Source organism: Nitratireductor lacus (assembly GCF_056431025.1).
Genome location: NZ_JBWKMB010000002.1, coordinates 261324 through 272383 on the forward strand (window position 1 = coordinate 261324; position 11060 = coordinate 272383).

Here is an 11060-nt window from a genome sequence, read left to right on the forward strand (position 1 = left end):
GGTCAGCCTCCCCGGCCGAATTCGAATGCCTGCCTGCCGACGAGGCGCCCGCGCAGCCAGGCCGAAAGCTGGTCGACCGCGACGATGGTGCAGAACAGGAGAAGGATGATGGCGAGCGTCTTTGCTTCATGCGTGCGACTGATCGAGAGGCGCAGCGCCTCGCCGATACCGCCGCCCCCCACTGCACCGATGATTGTGGAAGCGCGCACATTGATCTCGAAACGCAGGAGCGCGTAGCTCAGGAAGTTGGGCATGACCTGCGGCACGATGGCGAACCACACGCGCTCCACCCAGTTCGCACCGGCAGCGCGCAGGCCCTCCTCGGCTTTCATATCGGCGTTCTCGACCACTTCGAAGAACATTTTGCCGAGCGCCCCGATCGTATGGATCGAGACTGCGATGATCGCGGGCACGGCGCCGATGGTCAGCACGGCCAGAAAGAAGCCGGCAATGACGATTTCGGGAAAGGCGCGCAGCAGTTCCATGAAACGGCGCACGAAGAAGCGCAGCCAGCGCCGGGTCGTCAGGTTCGATGCGGCCAGGAAGCACAGAACGAAGCCAAGGCCGAAGCCGATCAGCGTGGAAACCAGCGCAATGTTGATGGTCTCCAGCATTTTATAGAAATATTCGGGCAGATAGAACGTCTCGGTGAGATAGATCCGCCCATCGGGATAATTGTATTTCAGGCTGCCATCGTCATAGGGCGAGGGCAGGTCGAAAAGGGCGCGCCAGATTTCCCAGCCATCGCGCGGCATCATCTGTCCCACGAAATCGAACAGATAGGGCAGGCGGTCGAAGAACTTGCCGGCGTTCGATTCATTGGCAAACCAGAGCGAACCACTCATGGCGAGAACCATGAACACGATGCCGCCAATGGTGTAGAGCCGGCGGCGTCCGGCCAGTTCGCGCCAGTGGCGCTCCACGGCCTGGCCGGCTTCGGAAAGAAGCGGGGAATGGGTCGTTGCTGTCATGTCTGGCACGCCTGTGCGACAACGCCGCCGGCACGGGCCGGCGGCGCGTCAGATTGCGGGAAAGGGATCAGGAACCGATCTTGGAGCGACGGGCGTCGATGATCGGCTCGTAGAATGCCGGCGTCACTTCGGTGTAGCCCTTGTAGTCACCGCCCTGGATGGCTGCGAAGCACTCCGGATCGGCTTCCGGCATCTCCATCATGAAGGTCTTGAACTTGTTCTTCATGTCGGCGTCCATGGAGGTGCGAACCACGACCGGGCCGTTCGGGATCAGCGGGGACTTCCAGAGCTCAACCAGATCGTCCATGTCGAGAATGCCCTTCTCGACCATCTTGTGCAGGTTGCCGGAGGTGTAGCCGTCGGAGAACTCGCCAACGCCCGAAGCCCAGGTCGTGCCGGCGTCGAACGTGCCCTTCACAACTTCGAGAACCAGGTTCTCATGGCCGCCGCCAAAGCCGGTTTCGCCAAAGAACTCTTCAACAGAAGCGTTGATGGCCTTGGGGAGCGTGACGGCGGGTACGAGGTAACCGGAGGTGGAATCCGGGTCGGCGAAGCCGAGCTTCTTGCCCTTCATGTCTTCCAGCGACTTGATGCCGGAATCCTTGCGGGCCACCATGACCGAGTGATAGCCGGTCGAACCGTCGGTCTGCACCGTGGTGAGGATCGGCTCAACGGCCTCCGGATCTTCCAGATAGACCTTCGCATAGCCCGAAGCGCCGAGCTCGGCATAGTCGAGCGTGCCGCCGAGCAGGCCCTGGATCACGCCGTCATAGTCGGCAGCCGGGAACAGAGCGACCTTCTCGACGCCCAGAACCTCGGGAAGCTTGTCGACCATGCAGGAGAAGTTGCGCAGGCGGTCGGCTTCGTTTTCGCCGCCGAGAATGCCGATGCGGAATTCCTTCAGGTCTTCGGCCTGTGCGCCGCCGACCATCATTGCGGTGAGCGCTACGGCGCCCATAAGAGCTTTCTTGAACATGACGTCTCTCCATTTGGGTGCCGGCTTTTCCCGCCGGCGGGTTTTCAGGCAGAGCGGCCCGTTACGCGGGCCAGGCGATCCCGTGGGTCAGACGGCGGCGAGCGCCGGTTGAGCCTGACCGGTCGATTTTCTTGCCGGCTGTGGAGCCGGGACATTGATGCTGGTGGAGGTGATCGCTTCGGAAAGCTCCGCGCCTTCCTCGCCGCCGTAAATCGTGCGCACCGCTTCGCTGGTCAGCGCTTCCGGCGGACCGTCGAACACGACAGCACCCTTGGCCATGCCGACAATGCGGTTGCAATAGGCGCGCGCCGTGTCGAGCGTGTGCAGGTTGGTGATGACGGTGATGCCTTCGCGGGCGTTGATATCGGCAAGCGAGTCCATCACCACCTTGGCGTTGAGCGGATCGAGCGAGGCGATCGGCTCGTCGGCGAGGATCACTTTCGGCTCCTGCATGAGTGCGCGGGCGATCGCCACACGCTGTTGCTGACCGCCGGAAAGCGTGCCGGCGCGCTGCAGCGCGGTCTGGGCGATGTCGAGGCGCTCCAGCGCGGCGATGGCGCGGATGCGCTCCTCGCGGGTGAACATGTTCATCAGGTTGAGAACGGTGGAACGATGGTTGAGGCGCCCGAGCAGGACATTGGTCAGCACGTCGAGGCGCGGCACCAGATTGAACTGCTGGAAGATCATGGCGCAGTCGCGTTGCCAGCGGCGAAGCTCCGCGCCTTTAAGAGCTGATACTTCTTTGCCCTGAAATGAGATCGAGCCCTCTGAAGGATCGATCAGCCGGTTGATCATGCGCAGAAGCGTCGATTTTCCGGCGCCCGAGCGGCCAATGACACCGACCATCTGGCCCTGTTCGATTTCCAGTTCCACGTCGCGCACGGCCGTGTTCTGTCCGAAGCGTCGGGTGACCTGTCGAATTTCAAGCATTTGCTGATCCCGTTAAGCGCCTTGTTGCGGCTCTCCCGCGGGCTTTCCGCCCTTGTTGCTCTTTCGCCTAATGGGTGTGGATGAAACCTGGATGTCGCCTGGGTGACGGTTTTTTGACAGTGCACAGCTCCGGCAGGTACGGGGTGGTACGCATCGAATGCGGTTCTCTGCCGGATGTGTTAATGGGTCCTGCCCCTAAGGGGCGCTGTCTGGAGGGAAACAAACCATGAGTACGAAGCATTCCGGCACGTGTCTGTGTGGCACGGTGAGATTTGAGATCTCAGGCACATTCGAGCGCTTTTATCTGTGTCACTGTTCACGATGCAGGAAAGGATCGGGCTCCGCCCATGCGGCCAATCTGTTTTCGAGCGAGGCCGAGATCACCTGGCTTTCAGGCGAAGACTGTATCGAGAGTTATCGCGTGCCCGATGCGCGACACAGGAGGAGCTTCTGCCGAAGCTGTGGTTCAGCCCTGCCGAGGGCGGAGGCGGGGGGCGCGATGATCGTCGTTCCTGCCGGCAGCCTAGATACGCCCGTTGATATCCGGCCCAATGCGCATATCTGTCTTTCCAGCCGGGCGAACTGGGATAACGGGCTGGATGAGGTAACCCGGCTGGACGGCCTGCCGGGGTAATGCGCGAAATTGTTAGCGAGGGCCGCAGAGCCGCTTTCTTGCGGCTGCGTACTCGTCCACAAGCCGATCCACCAGCGCGCCTGCTCCGGTGATCTCGCCCACCGCACCGACACCCTGTCCGCTGCCCCAGATGTCGCGCCAGGCCTTTGCATCGGCGCTGGCGAAATTCATCTTCGACGGATCGGCTTCCGGCAGGTTGTCGGGGTCCATGCCGGCCTTGACGATGGAGCCTTTCAGATAATTGCCGTGCACGCCGGTAATGAGGTTGGAATAGACGATATCGGCTGCGCGCGAAGAGACGATCATTTCCTTGTAATCGTCCGGCGCACGCGCTTCGTGTGTGGCGATGAACGGCGAGCCGATATAGGCAAGATCCGCGCCCATGGCCTGTGCGCCAAGAACCGCACCGCCATTGGCGATGGCGCCTGAAAGAAGCAGCGGCCCGTCGAACCACTGGCGGATTTCCTGCACCAGGGCAAAGGGAGAAAGCGTGCCGGCATGGCCGCCGGCCCCGGTTGCAACCGCGATCAGCCCGTCAGCGCCTTTTTCTATGGCCTTCCGTGCATGGCGGTCGTGAATGATGTCGTGCAGCACGATGCCGCCATAGGAATGGACGGCCTGGTTTACTTCCTCGACCGCGCCGAGTGAGGTGATGACGATCGGCACCTTGTGATCCACACAGACTCTCAGATCGTGCTCCAGCCGGTCGTTGGAACGGTGAACGATCTGGTTGACCGCGAAGGGGGCGGAGGGGCGATCCGGGTTCTGTGCGTCATGCGCGGCCAACTCTTCGGTGATCTGCGAAAGCCACTCGTCGAGCTGTTCCTTGGGGCGGGCGTTGAGCGCGGGAAACGAGCCCACCACACCGGCCTTGCATTGCGCTACCACCAGCGGCGGATGCGAGATGATGAACAGCGGCGCGCCGACGACGGGCAAACGCAATGTGTCGAAAACGGCCGGAAGCGCCATTGGCTATCCCCTTAATTGACGTATTCGTAAACGTCAAAGCTTTACAGCATCTCACCCCGTATTGAAAACCTCCGGCCGCACATTTTGTGCCGATGCTTTCTCAGCCGGGCGCGATGTCGTTGTGCCGGCGCGCGAGGAAGTCCTTCATCGCCGCAAGCCCGGCTTCAATGCCCCTGCGTCCGAAGCCAATGCGGAAGCGCCCCGCAGGCGTCTTCATCAGCTCTGAATGGTAGACCGAGGCGGGCAACAGCAGAACGCCCGCCTGCTCCACGAGGTCATGACAGAAGCGCTCGACACCGTCCCGCCCGTTGTAGCGTGGATAGGCAACGCAGCCGCCATCCGGGTGCCGCCAGTCGAACAGGTCCGGATACTCTGCGAAGAAACGATCCATCTTCTCCAGATTTTCTGCGATAAGCGCGCGATTGCGCGCGAGGATCCGGTCGCTCACCGAAAGCGCCATGACCGCCAGCCGTTCGCTCGGGGCGGAATTGCAGATGGAGAGATAGTGCTTGTAGCGCTCCAGCTTCTGCAACAGCGCCGTGTCGCGGCTGGCGATCCAGCCGATACGCAGGCCCGGCAGGCCGTAGGCCTTGGACATGACGTTGAGGGAAACGCCCTTTTCATAGGCTTCCGCTGCCTGCGGCAGGCGCCCGGCCTCGTCGCGTTCGAGCAGGCGGTAGACCTCATCACTAAAAAGGTAGAGATCGTGCTCGCGGCATAGCGCCACGAGGGCCGCGAAATCCTCCTGCGGCATCAGGGCGCCGGTCGGATTGTTGGGCAGATTGACCGAGATGAGCTTCGTGTTGGGACGGATCGCGGCACGCACCGCATCGAGATCGAGCCGCCAGTTGTCGTTTTCCAGAAGCGGAACGCCGGTCACCGCGCACAGCCCCAGCGGCACGGTCTCCGCAGCCTGGTAGTTTGGAACGGAAACGATGGCGTGATCCTCGGATGAAAGCATCACCCGCATGGCCGCATAGATGCCTTCCTCCGCCCCGGCGAAGCAGAGAATGTCACGCGCGGAAAGACCGTCATAGGTGGCGGCAATGGCCTCGCGCAGGTCGGGCGCGCCCCATGTTTCCGTATAGCCGAGCCACAGCGCATCAAGATTTTCGCGCGCGGAAGGCCCGGCCATCTGCGTCAGTTCGCCAAGCGTCATGCTCTCCATGTCGGAAGCGGTCATGTGATGCCGGGCGTTGAACTCCCAGCGGGAAAAGTGAACCTCGAGCGCGAAATCCCGCATTCTGAACTCCTTGGGGCATGATTGGGATGGACATTGAACCGGATTCCACGTGCCTGGGCGGGAGAAGCCGATTGTTCACACCTTGTTATGACCGTTGATTGCATACTCACCAAAGGTTAACCATGGGGCAATGACAGGCAAAGAGGGCAGCCAGCCTTGGACGCGATAGAAAATGCGATAAGAAAGGCGTTCGAAAAGGGCGATGCGAGCAAACGGCCTTTTCGTGAGAAGGTTTATCGTTCTGCCTTTGCCGCACTGGAACGCACGCTCGAAGCGCGCGACGATCTTTCAGAAGACGCGAAGCTCGCAAGACGCGACAATCTGAAGGCTACGATTACGGAGATCGAGACGGAGTTCGTGCCTGCCGCCGCGCCTTCGTCTCCGGCGGCGCCGAAGGCGGAGGCCCCTCCGGTTTCGCAGCCCGAACCGCGTCGGCGACAGGCTTCTTCACCGCACGTATCGCCGGAGCCGCGCCGTGCGCCGCGCCCGAAGGGCGACAATGGCGATTTCGCACCACGGATTGACCCTCGTGACCGCGGCTTCACTCCCGATGAGCCCTCGCAGGAGGATGCAAAGCGCCGTATTCGCGCGGCGCTACCCCGGCAGCGCCGTCCCTACGCCATGCTTTTTCTGGTGGCGACCCTGGTGGCTTTCGCCGGCATTGGGCTCTGGTGGACCATGTCCAGTGGAATCCTGATGTCCAGCGATGAGCGCGACACCAGTGTGCGCAACCCGCCGCTGGCCCTTGAGGAGGACAGTTTTTCAGGCGGCGACGATGCGTCATCTTCCGGATCACGCGGAAGCCGGGCGGCCGGCCAGTGGATCACAGTGTTCGACCCGGCCGACCCGACCAGTGTTTCGGCACCGGACGGCGGCAATATCGACGTGATGCGCAATGACGATCAGATATTCCTGCGCGTAAGCACCGCTGGCAGCGCCGGCATCTCCTTCGATGTCGGACAGGGCGTTCTGGAGACACTTTCCGGACGAAACGCCATTTTCAGCATCGAGGCCCGGGCGCAGGATGGCGAGGAAACGCAGCTCTCGCTGTCCTGCAATTTCGGAGCACTCGGCGGTTGCGGGCGCACCCGTTACGTGGTGGGGCCAACCCGCGCTGACTACCTCTTCGAAGTCGAGCTGCCCAATGAGTCGCCCAGTGGTGGCGGCACGATCACGATCATTCCCGATGCAACGGGCGAAGGGCACGCGCTTGACGTTTTCTCCATCCGCGCTGCCATAGCCACGCGGTAGTTCTGGCTTCTACAGCGCCGCGCGTCTTATAAGACGCGCAAAGGACGCTGTAACACTTTCAAATGAGTTCATTTGAAAGCGACATGCATTAGAGCATCGGATCGAAAAGTGGGATCCGGTTTTCGGATTATTCCAATGCTCCATCAATAGTTTAGATCGTCCTTTGTGCGTCCGGATGGACGCACGGCGATCTAGTCAGCGAGCATGGCCGTCAGCGTTTCAAGCCGGTCTGCCTCGGCTGCCGGTTTGTCCCAGCGCAGGCGGGAGATGCGCGGGAAGCGCATGGCGACGCCCGATTTGTGGCGGGTCGAGCGGTTCAACCCTTCAAAAGCGATTTCCAGAACGAGGCCGTGACCGCGTTCGGCGCGCACCGAGCGGACGGGGCCGAACCGTTCGATGGTGTTGTCGCGCACGTATTTGTCGATCTGCTTCAGTTCCTCGTCGGTGAAACCGAAATAGGCCTTGCCGACAGGCACCAGTTCGGGCGCCTCTTCCGGCCCTTTCCACACGCCGAACGTATAGTCGGAGTAATAGCTTGACCGTTTACCATGGCCGCGCTGGGCATACATCAGCACGGCATCGACGGTAAACGGATCGCGCTTCCATTTGAACCACGGCCCCTTCGGGCGCCCCGGCACATAGGGGGAATCGCGCCGTTTCAGCATAACGCCTTCGATGACTGGGTGGGGCGGCGCGCGGCGCCTGGCATCCAGATCTTCCCAGCTTGCAAAGCCGACAAGCGGCGAGAGGTCGAAACGGTCCTGCGACAAGGCCGGAAGCGTCTTTTGCAGTGCCGCCCGGCGATCGGTGAAGGCAAGGGAACGCAGATCCTCGCCTTCGATCCGCAGAAGGTCGTAGCAGCGCAGGAAGACCGGGTATTCGGCCAGCATCTTTTTTGAAACCGTTTTGCGGTTCAGGCGCTGCTGCAGATCCGAGAATGTTCCGGTCCTGAATCTTGGATTTCCGACCAGAAGCTCTCCATCCAGCGTTACTTCGGCCTGGAATTCCGCCAAAAGGTCCGGAAACGCGCCGGAAATATCGTCTCCCGTGCGTGAATAAAGCCGCTTTACGCCCTCTTCACAGACCGCCTGCACCCGAATGCCGTCCCATTTCCATTCGGCCGCATAGTTAGCCGGATCGAGCTTTGCGAGGTCGCCGTCGCCGACCGGATGAGCGAGCATGACAGGGCGGAACAGCGCCCGCGCATCGCTAACGGGTTTTCCGGCTCTTCCTTCGAGCCAGGCGAAGAGCGCTTCATAGGGTGGTTCGAGCCCATGCCAGAGCTCTTCGATCTCGCCCACATCGCGGTCGCCGAAAATGGCCAGCGCCTGCTTTGCAAGCCGAGCGGAAACGCCGATCCGCAAGCCGCCGGTCGCAAGCTTGATGAGCGCGAAACGGGCGGAAGGATCGAGCCGGTCGAGCAGGCCCGCGATGACGGAGGGTGCCTCGGCCCGTCCAAGCCTGGAGAGCGTTTCAACGATCTCCGAGAGCGGAGGTGGCCGGGTCTCGCCCTCGGTTGCGGATGGCCAGACAAGCGAGATGGTCTCGGCGAGATCGCCGACATAGTCGTAGGAGTAAGCGAAAAGCACTTCGTCCATGCGCTCGCCGATCAGGGTGCGAAGCATGGCGGGCTTGACGGCGGGAAAGTCGAGCCCGCCGGTCAGCGCGGCCAGAGCGTAGCCACGGTCGGGATCGGGCACGGCGCGAAAATGATCCGTGAGAAGCCGGATTTTCCCGTTGCGCGACGGGGTCAGGACAAGGCGGTCGAGCAGATCTGCAAAGCGCTGCATCACTCGGCCTCGTCTTCATAGCCGACGAGATTGAGCGGGCGGGCCATGATACCGTTCAGTTCACACCAGCGCACGATGGCCTCCTCGCGTCCATGCGTCACCCAGACCTCGTTCGCTTCCGTTTCGCGGATGGTGGCGGTCAGCTCGTTCCAGTCGGCATGGTCGGAAAGGATCAAAGGCAGCTCGACACCGCGCTGCTTCGCGCGCTGACGAATCCGCATCCAGCCGGAGGCGAAGACATTGAGCGGGTCGGCGAAACGCCGCGTCCAGCGTTCACCGAATACGGATGGGGGCGCGACGACAACCCGGCCCGCGGCGCGGTCCTCGATGCCTTCCTCGACCGTTGCGGGTTCAAGTTCGCCAAGATCGATGCCCTGCTCCTGATAGTAATGGCAGAGCTTTTCCAGCGCGCCGTGAATAAGGATGGGCGCATCATGGCCGGCTGCCCGCAGGAGGCTGATGACGCGCTGGGCCTTGCCGAGCGAATAGGCGCCGAGGATGTGCGCGCGCTCGGGAAACTGCGTCAGCGAGGCGGTCAGACGCCGTATTTCGCTCATGGGGTCGGGATGGACGAAAACCGGCAGGCCGAAGGTTGCCTCGGTGATGAAGACGTCGCAGCGCACCGGTTCGAACGGTGCACAGGTTGCATCGGGATGGCGCTTGTAATCGCCTGAAGCGACAATGCGCAGGCCATTCTTCTCGACCGCGATCTGTGCGGAACCGAGCACATGGCCCGCCGGGTGAAACGAGACGGCGACGCCATCCTGCTGAAGCGGCTCGCCATAGCCGATGGGCTGCCGGCTTGCCGCAAAGCCCGCGCCGTAGCGCAGTTCCATGATATCGAGCGTCTCCCTCGTCGCCAGAACATGTCCATGTCCCGCGCGGGCGTGGTCCGCATGGCCATGCGTGATCATGGCCCGCTCCACCGGGCGCACGGGGTCGATGTAGAAATCGCCGGGCGGGCAATAAAGCCCCGCCGGACGTGGCTGGAGCAGGTTCTGCGGCTTCATGGCATCAGAAGATAGGATATTTTTCCGGCAGCGAAAGACAGGCTTGTCAGGAGAGATTTCCGGGAGCATAAGCGCTCACCGCCCGCGCAAGGGCCCTCCCGGAACACACGCACCGCATGAACCCGCTCACCTTTACCTCGGGCAATCTCCTGGCCGACCGCCGGGCCGAATACGCCGAAATGCTTTTCGAAACTGGGGATTTTAAGGCTGCCGCCACGCTTCTGGGCGACGCGCTGCAGCTCGCGCCCGGCTGGGCGGCCGGACACTATCGCCATGGGGAGATGCTTGCTGAAGCCGGCGAAATCGCTGCCGCCGTGGAAGCCTGGCGCACGGTTCTGCGGCTCGACGCCAAAGACCGGCTTGGGGCAGCGCTGAAGCTGGAGCTGCACGGCGCGCTGGATGGGCTTGGTGCTGCGCCTTCCGCTTTCGTCGAAGCGCTGTTCGATCAATATGCGGATACATTCGACACCGCGCTGGTGGACAGGCTCGGTTATCGTGTGCCGCAATTGCTGGACGAGGCGCTTCTGCGTGTCGGCAGGGAAAGCTTCGCCCATGCCGTTGATCTCGGTTGCGGCACCGGTCTGATGGGCGAACGACTGAGAGCCCGTGTGAGCTTTCTCGAGGGGATCGACATTTCCGCGGAGATGCTCAGGCGGGCAGAAGGCAAGCAGATCTACGACCGGCTGGCACGGGCGGATCTGTCAGCACTCGCCGATCTTCCGCGCGCGGCAGATCTGGTGACGGCGGCGGATGTGTTCATGTATCTGGGGGCACTTGAAAGGCTGTTTGCCGTGGCCGGTGCATCGCTCGCGCCGGGGACGCTGTTCGTCTTCTCGGTCGAGCATCACACGGGCCCCGAAGCAATGGTGCTGCGTGCTTCGCGCCGCTACGCCCATTCCGAACCACACCTGCGTGCGGTCCTTACCGAAGCCGGGTTCGACCCCGTGCTGCTCGAGAAGGCGACGATCCGGATGGACCGTGGAGAACCGATAGAAGGTCTGATCGTGGTCGCAGAACGGGTTGGCAACGAGACCCGGCCCGCCGATCCCGCCATCATCTCCCACCGGAAAGAGCGGCCTCGGGCCCATTAGAGCGTTTCACCGTTTCACGGAAACGCCACTCCGCTCTATCTGTTGATTTCCTGCATTTGTGCTGACGTCAGGTGATTCCACCTGACTGCAAAATGCCCTAGTACTACAGTTGCAATTGATGCCAAATCATGATTCATCTCAGGCATTTAGCTTGAGGAGAATTTGGAATGTCTGTTTCGGACTGGGCTGGATCCG

General features: G+C 61.9%; 10 protein-coding genes. 3 read left to right on the plus strand and 7 right to left on the minus strand.

The features are described from left to right. Window positions 1-2: 2 nt before the first annotated feature. From phnE to phnC, 3 genes are all read right to left on the minus strand, one after another. Entirely contained in the window at window positions 3-971 is a 969-nt protein-coding gene (gene phnE, locus AC07E3_RS03005) for a phosphonate ABC transporter, permease protein PhnE (RefSeq protein ID WP_336071943.1), read from the minus strand. A gap of 67 nt (window positions 972-1038) precedes the next feature. Further along, the gene (gene phnD / locus AC07E3_RS03010; protein WP_336071945.1) at window positions 1039-1947 is read right to left on the minus strand and encodes a phosphonate ABC transporter substrate-binding protein; all 909 of its coding nucleotides are present in this window, start codon (window positions 1945-1947) and stop codon (window positions 1039-1041) included. Window positions 1948-2034: 87 nt separating this feature from the next. After that, window positions 2035-2877, minus strand: coding sequence for a phosphonate ABC transporter ATP-binding protein (phnC, locus tag AC07E3_RS03015; RefSeq protein WP_336071947.1), 843 nt, complete (start codon window positions 2875-2877; stop codon window positions 2035-2037). Window positions 2878-3103: 226 nt separating this feature from the next. Here phnC and AC07E3_RS03020 point away from each other — a divergent pair, with 226 nt between their 5' ends. Beyond that, window positions 3104-3511 carry a GFA family protein gene (locus tag AC07E3_RS03020; RefSeq protein ID WP_336071948.1) on the plus strand — a complete coding sequence of 136 codons (408 nt, stop codon included), beginning with the start codon at window positions 3104-3106 and terminating at the stop codon, window positions 3509-3511. Between the two features lie 12 nt (window positions 3512-3523). Here the strand turns inward: AC07E3_RS03020 and AC07E3_RS03025 are convergent, their stop codons facing one another. Next, window positions 3524-4480, minus strand: a complete 957-nt coding sequence (locus AC07E3_RS03025) for an NAD(P)H-dependent flavin oxidoreductase (RefSeq protein ID WP_478360258.1) — start codon at window positions 4478-4480, stop codon at window positions 3524-3526. 100 nt (window positions 4481-4580) lie between these two features. Beyond that, window positions 4581-5723: a pyridoxal phosphate-dependent aminotransferase gene (locus AC07E3_RS03030; RefSeq protein ID WP_336071950.1), complete on the minus strand. Its 1143-nt coding sequence runs from the start codon at window positions 5721-5723 to the stop codon at window positions 4581-4583. Window positions 5724-5879: 156 nt separating this feature from the next. On the opposite strand from AC07E3_RS03030, the gene AC07E3_RS03035 reads away from it, so the two are divergent. Beyond that, window positions 5880-6974 carry a hypothetical protein gene (locus AC07E3_RS03035; protein WP_478360259.1) on the plus strand — a complete coding sequence of 365 codons (1095 nt, stop codon included), beginning with the start codon at window positions 5880-5882 and terminating at the stop codon, window positions 6972-6974. A gap of 191 nt (window positions 6975-7165) precedes the next feature. On the opposite strand, the gene AC07E3_RS03040 is transcribed toward AC07E3_RS03035, so the two are convergent. After that, entirely contained in the window at window positions 7166-8764 is a 1599-nt protein-coding gene (locus AC07E3_RS03040) for a cisplatin damage response ATP-dependent DNA ligase (RefSeq protein WP_478360260.1), read from the minus strand. Then, on the minus strand, window positions 8764-9774 hold the full coding sequence (locus tag AC07E3_RS03045) for a ligase-associated DNA damage response exonuclease (protein ID WP_478360261.1): 1011 nt from the start codon (window positions 9772-9774) through the stop codon (window positions 8764-8766). The genes AC07E3_RS03040 and AC07E3_RS03045 overlap by 1 nt, the downstream gene beginning before the upstream one ends. Before the next feature lie 116 nt (window positions 9775-9890). On the opposite strand from AC07E3_RS03045, the gene AC07E3_RS03050 reads away from it, so the two are divergent. Beyond that, a complete protein-coding gene (locus AC07E3_RS03050; RefSeq protein WP_478360262.1) occupies window positions 9891-10865 on the plus strand; it encodes a class I SAM-dependent methyltransferase in 975 nt (324 codons plus the stop codon). The last annotated feature ends 195 nt before the right edge of the window (window positions 10866-11060 follow it).

Excerpts from the sequence above, each read along its gene's own strand:
- phnE (WP_336071943.1), bottom strand. The coding sequence starts at position 971 with ATGACAGCAACGACCCATTCCCCGCTTCTTTCCGAAGCCGGCCAGGCC.
- phnD (WP_336071945.1), bottom strand. The coding sequence starts at position 1,947 with ATGTTCAAGAAAGCTCTTATGGGCGCCGTAGCGCTCACCGCAATGATG.
- AC07E3_RS03020 (WP_336071948.1), top strand. The coding sequence starts at position 3,104 with ATGAGTACGAAGCATTCCGGCACGTGTCTGTGTGGCACGGTGAGATTT.
- AC07E3_RS03045 (WP_478360261.1), bottom strand. The coding sequence starts at position 9,774 with ATGAAGCCGCAGAACCTGCTCCAGCCACGTCCGGCGGGGCTTTATTGC.
- phnC (WP_336071947.1), bottom strand. The coding sequence starts at position 2,877 with ATGCTTGAAATTCGACAGGTCACCCGACGCTTCGGACAGAACACGGCC.
- AC07E3_RS03025 (WP_478360258.1), bottom strand. The coding sequence starts at position 4,480 with ATGGCGCTTCCGGCCGTTTTCGACACATTGCGTTTGCCCGTCGTCGGC.
- AC07E3_RS03040 (WP_478360260.1), bottom strand. The coding sequence starts at position 8,764 with ATGCAGCGCTTTGCAGATCTGCTCGACCGCCTTGTCCTGACCCCGTCG.
- AC07E3_RS03030 (WP_336071950.1), bottom strand. The coding sequence starts at position 5,723 with ATGCGGGATTTCGCGCTCGAGGTTCACTTTTCCCGCTGGGAGTTCAAC.
- AC07E3_RS03050 (WP_478360262.1), top strand. The coding sequence starts at position 9,891 with ATGAACCCGCTCACCTTTACCTCGGGCAATCTCCTGGCCGACCGCCGG.